We start from the raw sequence: 20,370 nt of genomic DNA, 5'->3' as shown, positions 1-20,370 counted from the left end.
CCCGGAGACATGACCGGTCAGGAGCCACGCATTCCATGTTAAAACGTCTTTTTACCCCGCTGACGCTGGTCAATCAACTGGCGTTAATCGTGCTGCTCGCCACGATTATTGGCGTCGCCGGCATGGCGATCTCCGCGCGCCTGGTGAACGGCGTGCAGGGCAGCGCGCACGCCATTAACAAGGCCGGTTCATTGCGTATGCAAAGCTACCGGCTGCTGGCGGCGATCCCGCTGAATGAAAACGATCAAAAACTGGTGGCGGACATGACCGCCACCGTCTTCAGCCCGGAGCTGCAAAATTCCGCCCGCCGCGACGGCCAGGAAATCCAGCTTAAAGCCCTGCAGCAGTACTGGCAGCTGGCGCTGGCCCCCGGGATGCAGCGCGCAGTCAATCAGGCGGAAGTGGCCCAGGATGTCGCCGACTTTGTCGATCGTATCGACCAGTTGGTCACCGCATTCGACCACACCACCGAGCAGCGTATCGAACGGGTGGTCTGGATCCATCGCATCCTCGCCATTGGTATGGCGCTGCTGCTGATCTTCACTATCATCTGGCTACGCGCCCGCCTGCTGCGGCCGTGGAAACAGCTGCTGAGCATGGCGCGCGCGGTGAGTCAGCGTGATTTCACCCAGCGGGCGCACATCAGCGGCCGCAACGAAATGGCGACCCTGGGCATGGCGCTGAATAACATGTCGGAAGAGCTGGCGGAAAGCTATGCCGTGCTCGAGCGGCGGGTGCAGGAGAAGACTGCCGGACTGGAGCAGAAGAACGAGATCCTCGCTTTCTTATGGCAGGCCAACCGCCGGCTGCACTCCAGCGCCCCGCTCTGCGAACGTATTTCGCCGGTACTGAATGGCCTGCAGGGTCTGACGCTGCTGCGCGATATCGAGGTACGGGTTTACGACCTGGAAGACGAAGATAATCACCAGGAGTTTACCTGCCACTCGGATGATGACTGTGATGATAAAGGCTGCTACCTCTGTCCACGCAATCTGCCGCCGCTGCCGGATGGCGGAACAACGCTGAAGTGGCGGCTGTCGGATGCGCATAGTCAGTACGGCATCCTGCTGGCGACGCTGCCGGTTGGCCGCCATCTCAGCCACGATCAGCAGCAGCTGGTGGATACCCTGGTGGAACAGCTGACCAGCACCCTGGCGCTGGACCGCCATCAGGAGAAGCAGCAGCAGCTGATCGTCATGGAAGAACGGGCCACTATCGCCCGCGAGCTGCACGACTCCATCGCCCAGTCGCTATCCTGTATGAAGATGCAGGTTAGCTGTCTGCAGATGCAAGGCGACGCCTTGCCGACGGAAAGCCGCCAGCTGCTGGGGCAGATCCGTAACGAACTGAATACCTCGTGGGCCCAGCTGCGGGAGCTGTTAACCACCTTCCGCCTGCAGTTGACCGAGCCGGGGCTGCGCCCGGCGCTGGAGGCCAGCTGTCAGGAGTACAGCGCCCACTTCGGCTTTACGGTGCAGCTTGATTACCAGCTCCCGCCGCGCTTTGTGCCCTCACATCAGGCGATCCACCTGCTGCAGATCGCTCGCGAAGCGTTGAGCAACGCTCTGAAGCATGCCAGCGCAACCGAAGTGACCGTGACGGTGTCACAACGCGATAATCAGGTTCGTCTGGTGGTAGCGGATAACGGCCGCGGCGTACCGGACCACGCCGAACGGAGTAACCATTACGGTTTAATTATTATGCGGGATCGCGCCCAGAGCTTGCGCGGTGACTGTCAGGTACGACGCCGGGAAACCGGTGGAACCGAAGTGATCGTCACGTTTATCCCGGAAAAAACGTTTTCCATCCAATAAGGAGACCCTCATGAGTCAACAGGAACGGGCAACTATCCTTCTCATTGACGACCATCCGATGCTGCGCACCGGCGTGAAACAGTTGATCAGCATGGCGCCGGACATCCAGGTGATTGGCGAGGCCAGCAATGGCGCGCAAGGTATTGAGCTGGCCGAGTCACTGGATCCTGACCTGATCCTGCTGGACCTTAATATGCCGGGCATGAACGGTCTGGAGACGCTGGATAAGCTGCGTGAGAAATCCCTTTCTGGCCGGGTAGTGGTCTTCAGCGTCTCCAACCATGAAGAGGACGTTGTCACCGCCCTGAAGCGCGGCGCCGATGGCTATTTGCTGAAGGACATGGAACCGGAAGATCTGCTGAAAGCGCTGCAGCAGGCGGCCGCCGGAGAGATGGTATTAAGCGAAGCGTTAACGCCGGTGCTGGCCGCCAGCCTGCGCGCCAACCGCGCCACCTCCGATCGGGACATCAGCCAGCTGACCCCGCGCGAGCGCGACATTCTCAAGCTGATAGCCCAGGGACTGCCGAACAAAATGATCGCCCGTCGCCTGGATATCACCGAAAGCACCGTCAAAGTGCACGTAAAGCACATGCTGAAGAAAATGAAGCTCAAATCCCGCGTGGAAGCGGCGGTATGGGTCCACCAGGAGCGAATCTTCTAAGGCGAGTCCGTCCAGGAGACGCCTGGCGTGGTAAACTTGACCAGCGGCTCGGTCAGCGCCAGGGCGATCTCATTGGAGGAGACGCGCTGCCCCTGTTTATCCTCCACCACCACCGACAGGCGCCAGCGGTTCGCGGCGCCCGGTTCACTGTTCCACACCGGCATAATGATGCTCCAGCCATCGGGGCTGCTGGCATCTACCGGCGGCGTCAGGCTGAGGGCCTGGGTGTCTCCCTGCCAGTGCAGCGCCTTGATGCCATGCAGACTATGGATCTGCAGCTTCAACTGCACCGTCTCCCCGGACTGCAGATCCCAGGGCGGCGTGGCCAGATAGACCGTCAGATTTTTGCGCTGACGATACTCCACCACCGGCAGATTATCCCGCTCCGGACTATCGAAGCGGCTCCCGCGCAGCGAGTTGCTGATCGCCACCTCGTCTGCCGCAAGCTGCTGCTTAAGGGGTACGCCAAAGCGATAGTTTAGCTTCAGTCCCACATTGTTCTGGCTGACGCCATTTTCCCCCTGCTTATGCTTAGCGGTCACCGTGACCAGCGGGACCGGGGTGTAATTGAGCCCAACGGAGACGGCCACCGGATTATGGTAGCCGGTGCCGGAGTGAAACAGATCGACGCTATCGCCGAAATACTGTTCGACGCTGACGCTGGTGTTGATGTGCTGGTAGAACGGCAGCCGCGCCTGGGCGGTGACGTCATACCCTGCAGCCATCCGCTGCTCCTGAGTCTGATTATCGCGTAGCTGCCAGTCGCCCAGCGGATGGTAATAGTTTGCCGACAGGCGGAGATATTCTCCCCACGCTTCGGCGCCAACGCTGCCGCGCGCCAGGCTTTCGCTCAGCACTTTATCGTAAAACGAGTTATAGCCCAGCAGCCAACCGCCAACCCGCCAACGCTGGCCAAGCCCGATGTTGCCCACCAGATCGTGCTCGCGCCGGGTCACCGAGTACTGGTTCCACGTCAGATAACGGTCGTTATCCTGCAACGGCACGAACCAGCTCCCTTTACTGCCGGTGAATTTCCCCTCTTTATCGACCAGCAGGTCGACATTGGCGTTGCCCCACGGCGAGAGCCAACTCTCCAGCTGATGACTCACTTCATTGCCGATTTTACTGATGGCAAACAGCTGAGCCTGTTCACCCGCCGTCAGACCATTGTCGCTCATGCTGGCCTCGCCAAACTTCTTCGCCACTTCGGCAAAGTGCCGGGCGTCGTCATCAACCTGGGGAGCAATCCCCATATCGGGCAGCGGATCTTGCGCTTGCGCAGGGCGGGTGGTGTCGCTGGCGGTCAGCGCCCAGACGGGAACGCCCGGCAACAGCAGGAGAAAGGTCAACGTTGGCAACAAACGGAACGACACAGGCATTAACAGAGTTTGCGCAAGCTCACAAAATGGATAGAAGTGTTAGTTTATCGTTTTTTCCCTGCTCCCGCAGCCCTGTGGGCAATTCCAGGAATAAGCTGAAACCGGTTGGGTAAGGTGCCGCCCAACCGGAGGCGTCGCCGCGCGCCACCGTTACGCCCGGGTTCGTTGCGCCGCCAGCAGCGCGTTGAGCTCCGGCACGCAAGAGCCGCAGTTGGTCCCGCATTTCAGCTTCCCACCCAGCGCCCCGACGCTGGCGCAGCCGCTGGCGATGGCCTCGTTAATTGACCATTCCCCCACCCCAAAGCAGCTGCAGACGATCCGCCCCCGCGGCGCGACGGCGGCGCCCGGTCGGCCGCTAAGCAAGGCATGTCGTTGGGCAGCATCGGACGGCGGCGCGGCAAAGGCAGCGCTTATCCATGCGCAATCCACCGCCGGCTCGCGCGCATCGCTCCACCAGCCGAGCATCAGCCTTCCCTGATGCCAGGCCAGCAGGTTCCACACCGCGCCGCCGTCAGCCACCTGTAACTGCCAGCCGCGCCGGGCGCACCACGCGCTGAGCCACTGTCGGGCAGATGCCTCCCCGGCCAGCGAGTAGTGCAGCACGCCTGGCGCCGCCCGCCGCCGCCAGTGCCAGGCCGCAGGAAATGGTAGCGGTTCGCGGCAAAAAAGCTCGCTGTGCCAGGCCGGTTGCCAGGCGGCGATCGCCACCGCCGCCTGTTTACTTTCCGGCTGGCCGGAATACGGGTCCGTGACGGCGGCCAGCAGGTTATTCACCCGCCCCTGACGGGCAAACTGGTTGTTCCAGTGCATCGGAACAAACAGCGAGCCGGGGCGCTGCCCTTCGCTGATCGCCACTTTCGCCACCATCACCCCATGCCGCGACCAGATCCGCGCCAGCCCGTCAGCGGGAAGCTGATAGCGAACGGCATCCTGCGGCGCCACCTCCACCATTGGCTCCGCGATATGCTGCATCAGCCGCGGCACCGCGCCGGTACGGGTCATGGTGTGCCACTGATCGCGGATCCGCCCGCTGTTGAGGATCAGCGGATAAAAGGCATCGGTTGTCGCCCGGGTCGGTTGAGGCGTCACCGGCACCATCCGCAGCCTGCCATCGCCATGCCAGCCGCGCGTGATATCCCAGGCGGCCTCGCTGCGGCTGACCGGCCAGCGCACCGGCGGCATGGCGTCCCACGCCTCACGGCTGAGATCCGCCAGCGCGCCGATATCAAACGCCCGCTGGCCGTCGTTTTCGAAACCGGACAGCGCCGCATGCTCGCGGAAGACGTCATGCGGATGCTGCCAGGCAAACGCCTCGCGATACCCCAGCGCCTGGCCCACTCTGGCGATGATCCACCAGTCCGCTTTCGCCTCCCCCGGCGGCGGCAGAAAGCTGCGCTGACGGGATATCCGCCGCTCCGAGTTGGTGACCGTGCCATTCTTCTCGCCCCAGGCCAGCGCCGGAAAGCGGATGTGGGCGAAACGTCCGGTATCGGTCTGGGCGGCGACATCCGAGACGATCACCAGCGGACAGGCGGCCAGCGCCTGGCTCACCGCGTGGCTGTCAGGGAGCGACACCACCGGGTTGGTACCCATGATCCAGACCGCTTTGACCTCGCCGCGGCCAATGGCGGCAAACAGCTCCACGGCGGTCAGCCCGGGGGTCTGCGCCAGCCGTTCCGTCCCCCAGAAGCGGGCCAGCCGCTGCAGATCGTCTGGCACAAAATCCATGTGCGCCGCCAGCATCGTCGCCAGCCCGCCGACTTCGCGGCCGCCCATGGCGTTGGGTTGACCGGTCAGCGAAAAGGGGCCGCAGCCGCGGCGGCCATACTTCCCGCTGGCCAGATGGACGTTGATGATGGCGTTACATTTGTCGCTGCCGCTGGCGGATTGATTGATTCCCATGGTGTAGAGGGTGATCGCCCGCGGGGCGGCGATGAACTCGCGATAGAATCCCGCCACCTCATCGGCAGGCAGACCGCAAAAGGCCGCCACCCTCGCCACGTCCCAGCCGCGGGCGGCGGCCAGCGCCTGCGGGCCGTCGCGAAAGCCATCGACGCAGGCTCCTGCCTCAGCCAGGGCGTTAAGCAGCCCCGCAAACAACCCGCCGTCGCTTCCGGGGGCCAGCGCCAGATGGCGGTCGGCGATCTCGCAGGTAGCGGTGCGTCGGGGGTCGATCGCCACGATCCGCAATCGGGGATTATCCCGCTTCGCCTGCGCCAGCCGCTGGAACAGCACCGGATGCGCCCAGGCGGCGTTCGAGCCGACCAGCACCACCAGATCGCTGTTTTCCACATCATCGTAGCTGCAGGGCACCACGTCGGCGCCAAAGGCCCGCTTGTAGCCAGTGACCGCTGACGACATGCACAGCCGTGAATTGGTATCGATGTTCGCCGCGCCGATAAACCCTTTCATCAGCTTATTGGCGGCATAGTAATCCTCCGTTAACAGCTGGCCGGAGGCGTAAAAGGCCACCGCTTGCGGTCCGTGCTGGTCGATGATCTGTCTCAGGCGCGCAGCGGTTTCCGCCAGCGCCTGAGGCCAGGCTACCTGCTGGCCGTCGACCTCCGGCGTCAGCAGCCGCCCCGCCAGGCCCGTGGTCTCCCCTAAGGCGGCCCCTTTGACGCACAGACGGCCGAGGTTCGCCGGGTGCTGATCGTCGCCGCGCACGCTCACCTGCCCCGCGTCGTCCACGCTCGCCAGCACCCCGCAGCCTACGCCGCAGTAGGGGCAGGTCGTTCGGATGGTCTTCATCAGGAGGCCTCCGCGCGGGCCAGCAGCTGCTGGTTGCCCACCCACACTTTGCCGTTTTCTACTTTCACCGGCCAGGCGCGTACCGCCTGTTCGTCGCCGTCGCACGGCCAGCCGTCGCGCAGGCGTATCCGCTGTTTGTACAGCGGGGAGATCACCACCGGCTCGCCGCCGACGTCCCCTAACAGCCCACGCGACAGCACGTTGGCCGCGCTGCCCGGCTCGCGGTTGTCGAGGGCGTAGACCCGCTCGCCGAAGCGGAACAGGGCAATCTGCCGCTCCCCTAAGCGGGCGCCGATCCCCGCCTGCGCCGGAATGGCGTCAAGGTCGCATACCGCCTGCCACGGTCGGGATGGGAGTTCGCCTTCGGGCAACGTCTCAGTCAGCAGCGGCTGCGGCTGACCGCGCAGATCGCGGCGCTGCACAGCCTCGTCGGGCTGGTCGCTATTAACGAAGGAGCGGAACAGCGCCAGACGCTGCGGATCGTTGAGGGTGGTCTGCCACTCGCACTGGTAGCTGTCGACGATCCGGGCCATCTCCTGCTCCAGCTCCTCGCCAATGCCAAGACTATCCTCCAGCACCACCTGCCGCAGATAGGCGACGCCGCCCTCCAGGTTATCCATCCAGGTGCTGGTTCGCTGCAGGCGATCGGCGGTACGGATATAGAACATCAGCAGACGATCGATGCTGCGGATCAGCGTCGCTTCGTCGAGATCGCTGGCAAACAGGTCGGCGTGACGCGGTTTCATCCCGCCGTTGCCGCAGACGTACAGATTCCAGCCTTTGTCGGTGGCAATCACCCCGATATCTTTCCCCTGGGCTTCAGCGCATTCGCGGGTGCAGCCGGAGACCGCCATCTTGATTTTGTGCGGGGCGCGTAGCCCTTTATAGCGATGCTCGAGCCGTACCGCGAGCCCGGTGGAGTCTTGCACGCCGTAGCGACACCAGGTTGAGCCGACGCAGGATTTCACCGTGCGCAGCGACTTGCCGTAGGCGTGGCCGGTTTCAAACCCGGCGTCGGCCAGCTCGCGCCAGATAGCCGGCAGCTGTTCCAGCCGCGCGCCAAACAGGTCGATGCGCTGGCCGCCGGTCACTTTGCTGTAGAGCTGGTAACGTTTGGCGATCTGCCCGATGGCGATCAGTCCGTCCGGCGTCACTTCCCCTGCCGCCATCCGCGGCACCACCGAATAGCTCCCGTCCTTCTGGATATTGGCGAAATAGCGGTCGTTGGTATCCTGCAGCGGCAGGTGCGCCGGCTTCAGCAGGTACTCGTTCCAGCAGGAGGCCAGCACCGAGGCCACCAGCGGTTTGCAGACATCGCAGCCGTGCCCCTGGCCGTAGCGGCTAATCAACTGCTCGAAGGTATGGATATGGTTAACCCGCACCAGGTGGTAGATCTCCTGGCGCGACCACGGGAAATGTTCGCAGACGTCTTTTTTCACTTCGACGCCCTGCTCCGCCAGCTGATACTCCATCACCTGTTTCACCAGCGCGCTGCAGCCGCCGCAGCCGGTAGCCGCTCTGGTGCAGCTTTTTATCGCCGACATATCCCCCGCCCCATTGTTCACCGCCTGGCAGATATCGCCTTTGCTAACGTTATGGCAGGAGCAGATCGGCGCGCTGTCCGGCAGCGCCGCGACGCCGAGCGCCTTCGGCGCGGCTCCCTCCAGCGCGGGCAGGATCAGACTCTCCGGACGCGGCGGCAGCGCCATGCCGTTCAGCATCATCTGCAGCAGCGTGGCATAGTCGCTGGCATCCCCCACCAGCACGCCGCCAAGCAGGGCTTTGCCGTCCTGACTGACGACGATTTTTTTGTAAATCTGCTGCGGACCGTCGGTCCATTGATAGCTCTGACAGCCCGGCGTGCGCCCCTGCGCATCGCCAAACGAGGCCACGTCGACCCCCAGCAGCTTCAGTTTGGTGCTCATATCGGCGCCGCTAAAGCAGGCGTCCTCTCCTGCGAGAGTGGCCGCGGCGATGCGCGCCATCTGATAGCCCGGCGCCACCAGACCGTAAATTTTATTGTCCCACAGGGCGCATTCGCCTATCGCCAGCACGTCCGGGTCAGAGGTACGGCACTGGCCGTCGATGTGAATTCCCCCGCGTTCGCCCACCTGCAGCGCGCAGCCGCGGGCCAGCGCGTCCTGCGGGCGGATCCCCGCCGAGAAGACCACCATGTCGGTCCGCAACGCGCCGCCGTCGGCAAAGTTCAGCCGCAGGCCGTCGGCCTCGCGCACGATGGCGGTGGTCGCTTTGCTGGTATGCACCCCCACGCCGAGGGCGACGATCTTCTCCCGGAGCATCGCCGCCCCGCCGTTATCCAGCTGGACGGCCATCAGGTTCGGGGCAAACTCCACCACCTGCGTCTCCAGCCCCAGCTGTTTCAGGGCGTTGGCCGCCTCCAGCCCGAGCAGCCCGCCGCCGATAACCACCCCGCTCTTCGCCGCGGCGGCATGGGCGGCGATACGGTCGAGATCGTCAAGAGTGCGGTAGACAAAGCACCCCGCGAGATCGTTACCGGGGATTGGCGGAACAAAGGGATACGAGCCGGTCGCCAGCACCAGTTTATCCCAGTGGATTTCATGCCCCTCGGCGTCCCGTACCAGCCGTGCGTCGCGGTCGATGGTCGCCACCGCCTCGCCGAGGCGGAGTTCAATACCGTGTTCAATAAAGAAATCCCCGGCCGCCAGCGACAGCGACTCGGCGCTGCGTCCGGCAAAATACTCGGAGAGATGTACCCGGTCGTAGGCGGGGTAACGCTCTTCGCCAAACACCACGATTCGATATTGCTGATGCAGATTGCGGCTCACGCATTGTTCGAGAAAATGGTGGCCGACCATGCCATGTCCCACCAGCACTAATACAGGTTTCGTCATCGTCATTATTCCTGCAGCCTGCGGCTGCGTTGAAGAGGGGTCAAAAAGCCAGTCCACGGTGGCAGGCTCATCGCTTTCCAGGCGCGCGGTGAGCGCGGCGGCGGCGGTGCAGTCGCCCATCAGCAGCACGCCGCGCAGGCGGCCATCGCGCAGCAGCAGGCGGCGATAGTGGCGGTCGATGGGGTCCCAGCTGGTATAAATGTCATCCTGTTCGCCGGCCTGCTGCTCGCCAGCGCTAAAGAGTTCAATGCCGGTGACCTTCAGGCGGGTCCCGGCGTCCTGCCAGACAAAGCCCTCGCCGGGGGCGCCGCACAGGCGATCCGCCAGCACCTCGGCCTGACGCAGGCAGGGAGCCACCAGTCCCCAGGTCTGGCCGTCAATTTCGCAACATTCGCCGATGGCGCTGATCCCCGGCAGCGAGGAGGCCATCTGACGGTCGACCACGATCCCCCGCTGGCACAGCACGCCGGACTGCGCCGCCAGACGGCTGTCAGGCTGCACGCCGGTAGCCAGCACCACTCTGGCGGCGCGGAATACGCGCCCGTCCGCCAGCCGCACGCCATCGGCGTCGATGGCGGCGATGCGGCACTCCAGCACGCAGCGAATGCCGCGCGCTTCAAGCTGCTGCCTGAGCTCATCGGCGGCAAAAGCGTCGGTCAGCGGCGCCATTAATCCGCTGCCGCGATGCAGAAGAGTGACCTCTCCGCCGTGACGACGCAGCGCCGCCGCCGCTTCCACCCCCAGCACGCCACCGCCAATCACCACCGCCGGGCCGGGTATCGCCAGAATACGTTCCACGTCCGCCAGGGTGCGGAAGGGCATAACCTGCGGACGATCAATGCCCGGCAGCGGCGGGATAAAGGGCCGCGAACCGGTGGCGAACACCAGCTCATCCCACGGCAGCCAGGTTTCCGCGATGCGCAGCCGCCGTTGCTGAATATCGACTTCATCGACCGCCTCGCCAGACCGCAGGCACACCCCGTGCCGGGTGTACCACTCCGCCGGCAGCAACGGGATCTGCGCCGCCGTTTTTTCACCTGCCAGCAGCGGCGAGAGCTGAATGCGGTTATAGGCCGGGTGCGGCTCGTCGCCGACGACGGTAATGGCAAACCGCGCGGGGTCGCGCTCAACCAGCCGCTGCACCAGCCGGGTGGCCGCCATGCCGTTACCGATCACCACCAGTCGCCGCGTCATGACCGCCTCCTTACGCTGCTTTCGGCTGTTTTTCATACAGGAAATGGAGGATCTGCTGGCGCAGATGGTGATACCGGCTGTCGTCCGCCAGCTGAACGCGGTGGCGCGGACGCGGCAGATCGACCGCGAGGATCTCGCCGACCGTCGCCGCCGGACCGTTGGTCATCATCAGCACCCGATCCGAGAGCAGCACCGCTTCATCAACGTCGTGGGTGATCATGACGATGGTGGTATTGAGCTCCTGCTGGATATGCATCACCGTGTCCTGGAGGTGGGCGCGGGTCAGCGCGTCCAGGGCGCCGAAGGGCTCATCAAGCAGCAGCACTTTCGGCTTCATCGCCAGCGCCCGGGCGATACCCACCCGCTGCTTCATGCCGCCGGAGATCTCCCCGGGACGTTTGTGCAGCGCATGACCCATCTGTACGCGCGCCAGGTTGTGTTCGATCCACTCCCGGCGCTCACTCTTGCTCATGGTGCGACGGAACACCTGATCCACCGCCAGCGCCACATTGTCGAAACAGCTCAGCCACGGCAGCAGCGAGTGGTTCTGGAAAACCACCGCCCGCTCCGGCCCGGGACCGGCGATTTCCCGGTTATCACATAGTAGTCCGCCCTCGGTAGGGGTGGTGATCCCGGCGATCAGGTTCAGCAGGGTCGATTTTCCGCAACCCGAGTGGCCGATCAGGCTAATGGTCTCCCCTTCGACGATATCGAAGGAGACATTCTGCAGCGCCAGGAACTCGCCGCTGGCGGTGTTGAAGCGTTGGCTGACGGCCTGCACCTGAATTAATGGTTTCATGTTGGCTCCTTATTTTTCCTGCCAGCTAAAGCGGCGAGCGAGCAGCATCAGGCCCTGCTCCAGCAGCAGGCCGACGACGCCGATAATGACGATGGCGATGATGATGTTTTCCACATTGAGGTTGTTCCACTCGTTCCAGATCCAGAAGCCGATCCCCAGCCCGCCGGTAAGCATTTCCGCCGCCACGATCACCAGCCAGGCGATGCCGATGGAGAGGCGCACGCCGGTAAGCACCGCCGGCAGCACCGCCGGAAAGAGGATTTTGCGCATCACCGTCCACTCCGAGAGCTGGAGGACGCGGGCGACGTTGAGATAGTCCTGCGGGATCCGCCGCACACCCTCCGCGGTGTTGATCACCATCGGCCAGATGGAGCAGATAAAAATGGTCCAGCTGGAAGCCGGCTCCGCCTTCTGGAACAGCAGCAGGCCAATCGGCAGCCAGGCCAGCGGGCTGACCGGGCGCAGCAGAGCAATCAGCGGATTAAACATGCGGGCGAAGAACAGCGAACGGCCGATCAAAAACCCCAGCGGAATGCCCGCCAGCGCCGCCAGGCCGAAGCCCACCGCCACGCGCTGCAGGGAGGCCAGCACGTTCCAGCCGATGCCCATGTCATTGGGCCCGTCCTGATAGAACGGATCGGCAAACAGGGTCAGCGCCGAGTCCAGCGTGCTCAGCGGCGTGGGAAAGCCTTTGCTATGCATCGCCGCCAGCTGCCAGGCCAGCAGCAGCACACCCAGCCCCAATAGCGGGGGCAGCAGGCGCTGGGTGAGCTCACGCAGCCAGCGCGTGACGGCCGGCGTGGTGCGCCGGACCTGCACCGGCGGCAGGATAATCACTTCGCCAGGCGCGTTGTCCACGCTGACGACCGGTTGCTTACGTTGTGCCTGCTTCATCTCATGCCCCCTTACGTTGAATAGAGAAATGGCGGGCGTAGCCTTCCGGGTCGGACCCGTTCCATACCGTCCCGTCCATTAGTGTGCTGCTGCGCATCCTGGCTGCCGGCGCGCTGATCCCTCCTACCGCCTGGGCGGCAGCCTGCCAGACATCGATGCGGTTAATGCGCGACGCCACCGCGAGGTAATCCGGAGCCTGCTTCAGCAACCCCCAGCGGCGGAACTGGGTGAGGAACCACATCCCGTCCGACAGCCACGGGAAACTCACCTCGCCCCCGGCCCAGAAGCGCATCGGATGGGCATCCTGCCAGCGGCGGCCAAGGCCGTTGTCATACTCTCCAAGCATCCGGCCGGTGAGGTATTGCTCCTTGGTATTGAGCCAGCCGCGTCTGGCGAGCAGGCAGGCCGTCTCCCGGGTGTTCTCCGGCGAGGCGGCGATCCAACGCTGCGCCTCCATCAGGGCCGCCACCAGCGCGCGGGCGGTGTTCGGGTTGCGTTCCACCCAGTCGCGACGGGTGCCCAGCACCTTTTCCGGATGCTCGGGCCAGATATCCTGGGAAGTGGCCGCAGTGAAGCCGATACGGTCGTTAATAGCGCGGGCGTTCCACGGCTCGCCGACGCAAAAGCCGCTCATATTGCCGATGCGCATGTTCATCACCATCTGCGGCGGCGGCACCACGACGGTGCGCACATCGTTGAAAGGATCGATGCCGGCGCTCGCCAGCCAGTAGTAAAGCCACATGGCATGGGTGCCGGTAGGAAAGGTATGGGCGAAGGTGTAACTGCCCGGCGGGCTGCGGTCGATCAGCCGCTTCAGCCCGCCGAGGTCGGTCACCCCTTTCTCCTGCAGCTCGCTGGAGAGGGTAATCGCCTGGCCATTGCGGTTGAGGGTCATCAAATTGGCCATCGCCTGCGGCTTGCTGGCGATCCCCAGTTCGAGGCCGTACAGCAGGCCATAGAGAATATGCGCCGCGTCGAGCTCGCCGGCCACCAGCTTGTCGCGCACCGCCGCCCAGCTGGCTTCCTTACTCGCCACCAGGGTGATGCCATATTTTTGGTCAAACCCCTTCGCCGCGGCGATGGCCAGCGGCGCGCAATCGGTCAGCGGAATAAATCCGACCCGCACGCGGGTTTGCTCCGGTTTGTCCGAGCCGCCGGCCCAGGCGGCCTGCATCACGCCCGGCAGCAGCATCGCGCCGCCCAGCGCGGCCCCTGCCTGCAGCAAGCGCCGCCGGGAAATTGAAAATTTGTCGCCCATATCCGCTCCACCATGCGCAAAAAAAAAGCGCCCGACAGTGCATACGCACTGCAGGACGCCTTTATCCACGGACACCCGAACCGCCATTGGTTCGTTGCCCGGACTTTTATTCACTTAATAAGTAATGCAAACGGGATGCCAGCTTTGGCAATAGCGCGCTGGCGGGCTTTTTCCCAACGCTGGCCGGTTTTTCACCTAAAAGTGCACCGCCGGCAGGCAAAGAATGCCCATCGATTGTGCATCTACTCCTTTGGTGTTAGCGGCCAAATCGCCTTCACCATCAGCAGCGCGCGGGCTATCTCAACCATGCGCTGATTTTTGTCCATGGCCATCTTGCGCAGCGTCTGCCAGGCCTGCTCCTCCTGCATTCCCTGGTGCGTCATCAGCAGACTTTTCGCTTTTTCGATCAGCTTGCGCTCTTCGAGCGCGTCTTTCAGCGAGGCCAGCTGGCTGGAGAGCTGCTGTAGCTCATAGGCCTGCTGGCGCACCAGCGGCAGTAGCTGTTTATCGAGCCGTGGCGTCACGCTATCGTCTTCCTCTCCGGCCTGCCAGCCAGGCGCGTCGTCTGCTAACAGCGCGTCGGTGGCATCCAGCAGATCGTCGATCAGTTGCTCTTCCACTTCGCGCAGTTGCTCAAGCCGTTGGGTTTGCAGACCAAACCAGCGCAGCGCCGTTTCCCCGCCGTCGGCAGCCGGCTGGCGGGTACAGGCGATCCGCCGCAGCTGTTCAATATCCAGACCGGCGTGGCACTGGGTTCTGAACAACTGGACGGTCGCCGGGCTGCCCAGCGCCTGAAAGCTGTCGAAGCAGGGCTGCTGACCGTCAATACGGTCCACCAGCTGCTGGCGCAGGCTGTCGCTGAACTCGCCGCGGGTAAAGCCCAATGCTCCCAGCGCGCGCTCCTGGCCCACCAGCTCTTTTCCCTGCATAAAGCTGTACAGGGCGACCATCCGACCAGCCACCGGCGGATCGTCAATGCTGTCATTGAGCTGCGGGGCGATGTTCAGCAGATGGCGGATGACGCGGCTGAACTGCTCCGTCGCGGCTTCAGCGGCAATTTGCCGGCGGCCGATCTGCGCGCGTAGCGCCGGGAGCTGCGCCAGCTCGTCAACCGCTCTGGCGATACGCCAGCACAGCGCGCTGCCGGCTACCGCGCGCGCCCGTTCGAGGCTGGCATAAAACAGGGCTAGCCGCTCGTCAACCAGCGCCCCTCCCGCCCGACACTCCGCTGTATACAGCAAGCCGCCCGAGCAAAGATAGATATTCGACGCCCCGCGCTCACACTGCAGCATATGCACCAGCGCGCTGAGCTGGCTGGCCAGTTCCCCCAGTTGGCTAAGCTGCTGAAGCTGTTGTTTTTGCAGGCGACGCGCCAGCTGCAGCCAGGCCGTCGCATCGTGCGCATGACCAGTCGTATTATTCATACCCCTCCTCCGGGTTAACGCTTTATACTGCCTAAAGCAATAACCGTGCCTTTAAGAAGGAGTTTGTATGCAACGTATTGTGATCATCGCCAACGGCGCCGCCTACGGCAGCGAATCCCTGTTCAACAGCCTGCGCCTGGCCATTGCCCTGCGCGAGCAGCAGTCCGACCTCGATCTCAAGCTGTTTCTGATGTCCGACGCCGTCACCGCCGGGCTGCGGGGGCAGAAGCCGGCAGAAGGGTATAATGTGCAGCAGATGCTGGAGATCCTCACCGCCCAGCAGGTTCCCGTGAAGCTGTGTAAAACCTGCGCGGACGGCCGCGGGGTCAGCGCACTGCCGCTGGTTGACGGCGTGGAGGTTGGCACTCTCGTTGAGCTGGCCCAGTGGACCCTGGCGGCAGATAAAGTGCTGACCTTCTGAATCTGGGGCGCCAAACGGCAGGAAATATCAGGTTTCGCCGCCTGCAGAGGTAAAAAAAACGTTAGCTGAATGCTTTCAGGAACAACGTCATTTTTGTTTAATCTTTATCCCTTTTTTTGATCAAAATCAGCATCCCGACCCGCGCCGTTTGGTGTGATGCACAGAGCAAAGTGTGAACAATATCACGCGAGGACTGGGTGGGCAGGATGCTGTAGCGGGACAGAAACGGGGTATAAAATGGCGATGGTTAAAGCAAGTTTGACGTTATTTGGTGGTGACACGCTGGTGGTGCGGTGCTCAGAGCGCTGCCATATTCATCTGATGAGCGCGAAGGTCCCGGGCGACAGTCATGCGGATATTCTGAGCGTGCAGGATCGGGACAGCGCATATCTGACGGTGCCCTACAGCGGCACCTGGAACGTGCTTATCGACAGTCACAGCCAGTCGCTGGAGCACTCCATCAGCTACGTGCCGGCCTGACCGTCACTGCCAGAACACACGCCCGGTCATGCCGGGCGTGAGATTCATGACAAACCTCATGCAATCATTGTACTTGCAGATTGCACCAGAAAAATAACAAGGAAAATCAATTTATTGATTTTCGGCTGATAACCACCAGTAAGGAAAAACCACGCTTTTTCCTTACTGGTCAGCAATCGGACGCCCGGTCATGCCGGGCGTTTTCTTTTGCGCGCGCTCAGGCCAGGCCCGGCGTCGGACTCTCGCCCAACAGCGCGCGGACGCTGGCCACCAGGTCATCGAGACTGGCATCGTGCATGCCCAGCTTGCGCAGCGCCTGCTCAAGCGAAAACAGATACTGGGCGTTGGTGCCGAGCGGCCCGCTGGCCCGGGCGATCAGCGGGGCGATAACCTGGGCACTGGTATCCGGTTCAAACAGTGGATGGCGCGGATCCATAATAAACACCAGGGCATTCACCGTCCGTCCGTCGTCCAGCTCCAGCTTGCACCAGGTGGGCAGATAGCAGCCGGTGATCATCTCCCGCTTCCACAGCAGGGTCAGCTCCTCCTCCAGCGTGTCGTCAGGCAGACGATAGGCGACGCCGGTGGTTCGGCCGCCCTCTTTGAGAGCCAGCATGCGTCCCGGCTGGCAGGCACTACCGCGCCCGGCGGTCAACCGCAGGCAAAACGCGCGGTGCCAGCCCGGCAGCGTGCCGGTGCAGGACTCGCGATAATTGAGCGCCGGGTTCCAGATAAGCGAACCGTAGCCAAAGATCCATACTGAGCCATCATCCGGGCGGCAGGCCAGCGTCGCCGCCAGCGAGGCTGCACGTTGTTCTGCCGACCAGAGTAGCGATTCCTCAATAGCGCCAAACGCTGTCTTACAATCCGCATTCATTAAGAAATCACGAGTTAACACTGTTTACTACCTCCGCCACTGCCCGCTTCCCGGCGTTCGTCTCATGCATCCGTCAATATTGCTGAAATATTATCCAGCTTTATCTTTCAATAAGCAATCAGCGGGGCGCTGGCAAGCGAAAAAGCGGCGTCAGCGATTATTTTTTCTTATGCCACTTATCATCATCGCCTTTCTCATAGCTGTTCTTCACCGCCGCCCAGGCGACTTTGTGCGCCGTCTCTTCGCGGCTGGCGTCATCGCGCCGCTCGTCTTTATCTTTATATTGATCCCAGGCGCTGTTAAACGCTTCTTTATAAATTTCCTGCGCATGGGCAGGCAGTACATGCTGAACGCTGTCGGGGAGTTCTTGTTTACTGCGATAGGGCATACTGACCTCCTGTTTAGGCATTAAGTTTAAGTCTGGTACGCAGTCGGCTGGCTATCAAGGTCAAAATGAGTAGAAAAATTATTTTAGTAATTATCTGAATAATAAGAACTAAATATAAGTAAACATAAATTATAATAAACTAATAAAGATATCCCTCGATACCCGTAAATTTAAGTAAAAAACCAGCGGTAATTTAGCAAGATCTGTTACTTTACCGCCCTACGTTTTTATAATTATAACACCTGCATAAATGGAGATGGTTCATGACCCATGCACATGAGGCGGTAAAAACCCGCCATAAGGAGTCTTCCCTCGTCTTTCCGGTGCTGGCGCTGGCGGTGCTGTTTTTCTGGGGCAGCAGCCAGTCACTGCCAGTGGTTATCGCGATCAATATCCTCGCACTGGTCGGCATTTTGAGCAGCGCCTTCAGCGTGGTCCGCCACGCCGACGTCCTCGCCCACCGCCTGGGCGAACCCTATGGCTCCCTGATTTTAAGCCTGTCGGTGGTTATCCTTGAGGTCAGTTTGATCTCTGCCTTAATGGCCACCGGCGACGCCGCGCCGACCTTGATGCGGGATACCCTCTACTCCATTATTATGATCGTCACCGGCGGTCTGGTCGGTTTCTCTCTGCTGCTGGGCGGGCGTAAATTCGCCACCCAATATATGAATCTGTTCGGCATTAAGCAGTATCTTATCGCCCTGTTTCCGCTAGCGATTATCGTGCTGGTCTTTCCGATGGCGCTGCCGGGCGCGAACTTCAGCACCGGGCAATCGCTGTTGGTGGCGGTAATTTCGGCGGCCATGTACGGCGTTTTCCTGCTTATTCAGACCAAAACCCATCAGAGCCTGTTTGTTTATGAGCATGAAGACGACAGCGACGATGACGACCCGCACCACGGTAAACCGTCCGCCCACAGCAGCGGGTGGCATACCGCCTGGCTGCTGGTGCACCTGGTGGCAGTGATCGCGGTTACCAAAATGAACGCTAACCCGCTGGAAACGCTGTTGACCAGCATGAATGCCCCGGTGGCCTTTACAGGCTTCCTGGTGGCTCTGCTGATCCTGTCGCCGGAAGGCCTTGGCGCCCTGAAAGCGGTGCTTAACAATCAGGTTCAGCGGGCGATGAATCTGTTTTTCGGCTCCGTGCTGGCCACCATATCGCTGACGGTCCCGGTGGTCACCCTCATCGCCTTCCTGACCGGCAATGAGCTGCGCTTTGGCCTTGGCGCCCCGGAGATGGTGGTGATGGTCGCCTCGCTGGTGCTGTGCCATATCTCCTTCTCCACCGGACGCACCAATGTGCTGAACGGCGCGGCCCACATGGCGCTGTTCGCCGCCTATCTGATGACCATTTTCGCCTGACCCCGCTTTCCCACCCGGCGGAGTCCGGGCGAAAAAAAGCCTGCCGGTTTTGACGCCGGCAGGCTTTTTTACTGATGCAGTCAGGCTTACTTGCTGGTATCCAGCTCGTCGAAGCTTTTCACCAGATCGTCAATCGCTTTCATCTGTTTGAGGAACGGCTCCAGTTTATCCAGCGGCAGCGCGGACGGGCCGTCGCATTTCGCGTGGTCCGGATCCGGATGCGCTTCAATAAACAGACCGGCGATACCTACCGCCATACCGGCGCGGGCCAGCTCGCTCACCTGCGCACGACGACCGCCGGAGGCTGCGCCAAACGGGTCGCGGCACTGCAGCGCGTGGGTGACGTCGAAAATGACCGGCGAGTTGTTGGAGGCTTTCTTCATCACGCCGAAGCCGAGCATATCCACGACCAGGTTGTCGTAACCGAAGTTCGCGCCGCGGTCGCAGAGGATTACTTTGTCGTTACCCCCTTCGATAAACTTATCGACGATGTTGCCCATCTGACCCGGGCTGACAAACTGCGGCTTCTTGACGTTGATCACCGCCCCGGTCTTCGCCATCGCTTCCACCAGGTCAGTCTGGCGCGCGAGGAAAGCCGGAAGCTGGATCACGTCCACCACGTCAGCTACCGGCTGCGCCTGGCTGGCTTCATGAACGTCGGTGATGATTTTCACGCCAAAGGTCTGCTTCAGCTCCTGGAAAATCTTCATCCCTTCTTCCAGACCCGGCCCACGATAGGAGTGGATGGAGGAACGGTTGGCTTTATCAAAGGAGGCTTTGAAGACGTAGGGAATACCAAGCTTCTGCGTAACGGTGACATAATGTTCGCAGATACGCATCGCCAGGTCGCGCGACTCCAGCACGTTCATCCCGCCGAACAGCACGAACGGCAGGTCGTTCGCTACGTTGATATCACCAATGCTAACCACTTTTTGTTTCATAAGTTCGCCTTATCAGGGTGTAACCGGAATGGTTCCAGACTAATGCAATGTAATTTGTTTATGCGAAATCGTGTTGATCTGCGCGCGGATCATCTCGCTGATCGGATCCTCCGGGCACTGCTCAACGAAATAGCTCAGATCCAACAGCGCCACGTGATCGCAGTCCAGCTGGGCGTATATCAGCCCGCGGTCGCGGATCTCATACGGATCTTCCGGATTAAACTGCAGCAGCGCTTCGCTGGCGCGCAGGGCCAGCTCCATCTGCCGCTCTTCCATCAGCGCCGACTTCAGGGTGTCCAGCAGCTTGCGGATCACCTCGGCGTTATCCGCTTCGTCGAGATCTTCATTAAACAGTTCCGCCACCGGCCCGATGTTGCCCTTCAGCCATACCTCCAGGGTATGCTCGTCGAGGGTCTCGCCGTTAAACGGATTAATCAGCCACATCTCTTCGCTGGTTTCCGGGTCCGCACGCAGCAGCATTTGGGTCGGGAAGATCACCGGCACCACCGGCAGCGCCAGGCGCTGGGCGATCCACAGCAGGATCGCGCCTAACGACACCGCGCTCCCCTGGCGGTTAACCAGCACTTTATCCAGCCATAGCGCGTCGGAAAGACGATACACGCCCTGCGAGGCGCCAAAGCCCCACTCGTCGTAAAACAGCTCCAGCAATCGTTCTATCTGGCGCTCCTGGTCCCACGACGGCGCAATCTCCTCCTGCGCGAGGCGCAGCAATCGCTGCAGCTCTTCCTCGACAAAACGCGACGGAAAATCGTCGCGGACCTGTTCAGAAATGAGGACCATGCCATCACACAATGGCGCTTTGTTAAATTCGAAATCCGCTAATGACCCCAT

16 protein-coding genes are annotated in these 20,370 nt (G+C 61.9%); 5 read left to right on the top strand and 11 right to left on the bottom strand.

The genetic code is table 11. The features are described 5' to 3' along the window. Positions 1–35: 35 nt before the first annotated feature. Both narX and narL read left to right on the top strand, forming a co-directional pair. Entirely contained in the window at positions 36–1,814 is a 1,779-nt protein-coding gene (gene narX / locus HMPREF3140_RS12505; protein WP_004175566.1) for a nitrate/nitrite two-component system sensor histidine kinase NarX, read from the top strand. 10 nt (positions 1,815–1,824) lie between these two features. Continuing rightward, positions 1,825–2,475, top strand: coding sequence for a two-component system response regulator NarL (gene narL, locus HMPREF3140_RS12500; protein WP_002910198.1), 651 nt, complete (start codon positions 1,825–1,827; stop codon positions 2,473–2,475). On the opposite strand, the gene HMPREF3140_RS12495 is transcribed toward narL, so the two are convergent. The 7 genes from HMPREF3140_RS12495 to nasR all read right to left on the bottom strand — a co-directional run bounded on the left by HMPREF3140_RS12495 (position 2,472) and on the right by nasR (position 15,047). Then, positions 2,472–3,854, bottom strand: coding sequence for a YchO/YchP family invasin (locus tag HMPREF3140_RS12495; protein ID WP_002910201.1), 1,383 nt, complete (start codon positions 3,852–3,854; stop codon positions 2,472–2,474). The two genes, narL and HMPREF3140_RS12495, sit on opposite strands and share 4 nt — an antisense overlap. Positions 3,855–4,004: 150 nt before the next feature. Continuing rightward, the gene (locus HMPREF3140_RS12490; protein ID WP_004211119.1) at positions 4,005–6,605 is read right to left on the bottom strand and encodes a nitrate reductase; all 2,601 of its coding nucleotides are present in this window, start codon (positions 6,603–6,605) and stop codon (positions 4,005–4,007) included. After that, positions 6,605–10,672 carry a nitrite reductase large subunit NirB gene (nirB, locus tag HMPREF3140_RS12485; RefSeq protein WP_077253734.1) on the bottom strand — a complete coding sequence of 1,356 codons (4,068 nt, stop codon included), beginning with the start codon at positions 10,670–10,672 and terminating at the stop codon, positions 6,605–6,607. Before nirB ends, HMPREF3140_RS12490 begins: the two co-directional genes overlap by 1 nt. Positions 10,673–10,682: 10 nt before the next feature. Further along, on the bottom strand, positions 10,683–11,471 hold the full coding sequence (locus HMPREF3140_RS12480) for an ABC transporter ATP-binding protein (protein ID WP_004145418.1): 789 nt from the start codon (positions 11,469–11,471) through the stop codon (positions 10,683–10,685). 9 nt (positions 11,472–11,480) lie between these two features. Next, positions 11,481–12,365 (bottom strand): nitrate ABC transporter permease, encoded by an 885-nt coding sequence (gene ntrB / locus HMPREF3140_RS12475; RefSeq protein ID WP_004148772.1) that lies wholly within the window; start codon positions 12,363–12,365, stop codon positions 11,481–11,483. Between the two features lies 1 nt (position 12,366). Continuing rightward, positions 12,367–13,623: a CmpA/NrtA family ABC transporter substrate-binding protein gene (locus HMPREF3140_RS12470; RefSeq protein WP_032413026.1), complete on the bottom strand. Its 1,257-nt coding sequence runs from the start codon at positions 13,621–13,623 to the stop codon at positions 12,367–12,369. 242 nt (positions 13,624–13,865) lie between these two features. Beyond that, entirely contained in the window at positions 13,866–15,047 is a 1,182-nt protein-coding gene (gene nasR, locus HMPREF3140_RS12460; RefSeq protein ID WP_004214922.1) for a nitrate regulatory protein NasR, read from the bottom strand. Between the two features lie 67 nt (positions 15,048–15,114). Here nasR and HMPREF3140_RS12455 point away from each other — a divergent pair, with 67 nt between their 5' ends. Both HMPREF3140_RS12455 and HMPREF3140_RS12450 read left to right on the top strand, forming a co-directional pair. After that, positions 15,115–15,468 carry a DsrE/DsrF/TusD sulfur relay family protein gene (locus tag HMPREF3140_RS12455; protein ID WP_002910380.1) on the top strand — a complete coding sequence of 118 codons (354 nt, stop codon included), beginning with the start codon at positions 15,115–15,117 and terminating at the stop codon, positions 15,466–15,468. 237 nt (positions 15,469–15,705) lie between these two features. Continuing rightward, positions 15,706–15,948, top strand: coding sequence for a DUF1883 domain-containing protein (locus HMPREF3140_RS12450; protein ID WP_002910387.1), 243 nt, complete (start codon positions 15,706–15,708; stop codon positions 15,946–15,948). A gap of 217 nt (positions 15,949–16,165) precedes the next feature. Here HMPREF3140_RS12450 and HMPREF3140_RS12445 read toward each other — a convergent pair whose 3' ends face one another. Together HMPREF3140_RS12445 and chaB are read right to left on the bottom strand one after the other, a co-directional pair. Then, positions 16,166–16,846, bottom strand: a complete 681-nt coding sequence (locus HMPREF3140_RS12445; protein ID WP_004152258.1) for a gamma-glutamylcyclotransferase — start codon at positions 16,844–16,846, stop codon at positions 16,166–16,168. Between the two features lie 136 nt (positions 16,847–16,982). Continuing rightward, complete coding sequence (gene chaB / locus HMPREF3140_RS12440; RefSeq protein WP_002910389.1) at positions 16,983–17,213, bottom strand: putative cation transport regulator ChaB; 231 nt, start codon at positions 17,211–17,213, stop codon at positions 16,983–16,985. Positions 17,214–17,476: 263 nt separating this feature from the next. Here chaB and chaA point away from each other — a divergent pair, with 263 nt between their 5' ends. After that, positions 17,477–18,577 (top strand): sodium-potassium/proton antiporter ChaA, encoded by a 1,101-nt coding sequence (chaA, locus tag HMPREF3140_RS12435; protein WP_002910392.1) that lies wholly within the window; start codon positions 17,477–17,479, stop codon positions 18,575–18,577. 86 nt (positions 18,578–18,663) lie between these two features. On the opposite strand, the gene kdsA is transcribed toward chaA, so the two are convergent. Then, on the bottom strand, positions 18,664–19,518 hold the full coding sequence (gene kdsA, locus HMPREF3140_RS12430) for a 3-deoxy-8-phosphooctulonate synthase (RefSeq protein ID WP_002910393.1): 855 nt from the start codon (positions 19,516–19,518) through the stop codon (positions 18,664–18,666). Between the two features lie 39 nt (positions 19,519–19,557). Further along, the gene (gene sirB1 / locus HMPREF3140_RS12425) at positions 19,558–20,370 is read right to left on the bottom strand and encodes an invasion regulator SirB1 (protein WP_002910395.1); all 813 of its coding nucleotides are present in this window, start codon (positions 20,368–20,370) and stop codon (positions 19,558–19,560) included.

Origin of the sequence: Klebsiella sp. HMSC16A12, assembly GCF_001808265.1 — a bacterium.
Lineage (GTDB): Bacteria > Pseudomonadota > Gammaproteobacteria > Enterobacterales > Enterobacteriaceae > Klebsiella > Klebsiella pneumoniae.
This window is presented reverse-complemented; position numbering and strand designations above follow the sequence as displayed.

Bases quoted from the DNA above. Each gene is read 5' to 3' on its own strand.
- narX (WP_004175566.1), top strand. From the start codon at position 36: ATGTTAAAACGTCTTTTTACCCCGCTGACGCTGGTCAATCAACTGGCG.
- narL (WP_002910198.1), top strand. From the start codon at position 1,825: ATGAGTCAACAGGAACGGGCAACTATCCTTCTCATTGACGACCATCCG.
- HMPREF3140_RS12495 (WP_002910201.1), bottom strand. From the start codon at position 3,854: ATGCCTGTGTCGTTCCGTTTGTTGCCAACGTTGACCTTTCTCCTGCTG.
- HMPREF3140_RS12490 (WP_004211119.1), bottom strand. From the start codon at position 6,605: ATGAAGACCATCCGAACGACCTGCCCCTACTGCGGCGTAGGCTGCGGG.
- nirB (WP_077253734.1), bottom strand. From the start codon at position 10,672: ATGACGCGGCGACTGGTGGTGATCGGTAACGGCATGGCGGCCACCCGG.
- HMPREF3140_RS12480 (WP_004145418.1), bottom strand. From the start codon at position 11,471: ATGAAACCATTAATTCAGGTGCAGGCCGTCAGCCAACGCTTCAACACC.
- ntrB (WP_004148772.1), bottom strand. From the start codon at position 12,365: ATGAAGCAGGCACAACGTAAGCAACCGGTCGTCAGCGTGGACAACGCG.
- HMPREF3140_RS12470 (WP_032413026.1), bottom strand. From the start codon at position 13,623: ATGGGCGACAAATTTTCAATTTCCCGGCGGCGCTTGCTGCAGGCAGGG.
- nasR (WP_004214922.1), bottom strand. From the start codon at position 15,047: ATGAATAATACGACTGGTCATGCGCACGATGCGACGGCCTGGCTGCAG.
- HMPREF3140_RS12455 (WP_002910380.1), top strand. From the start codon at position 15,115: ATGCAACGTATTGTGATCATCGCCAACGGCGCCGCCTACGGCAGCGAA.
- HMPREF3140_RS12450 (WP_002910387.1), top strand. From the start codon at position 15,706: ATGGCGATGGTTAAAGCAAGTTTGACGTTATTTGGTGGTGACACGCTG.
- chaB (WP_002910389.1), bottom strand. From the start codon at position 17,213: ATGCCCTATCGCAGTAAACAAGAACTCCCCGACAGCGTTCAGCATGTA.
- chaA (WP_002910392.1), top strand. From the start codon at position 17,477: ATGACCCATGCACATGAGGCGGTAAAAACCCGCCATAAGGAGTCTTCC.
- kdsA (WP_002910393.1), bottom strand. From the start codon at position 19,518: ATGAAACAAAAAGTGGTTAGCATTGGTGATATCAACGTAGCGAACGAC.
- sirB1 (WP_002910395.1), bottom strand. From the start codon at position 20,370: ATGGGGTCATTAGCGGATTTCGAATTTAACAAAGCGCCATTGTGTGAT.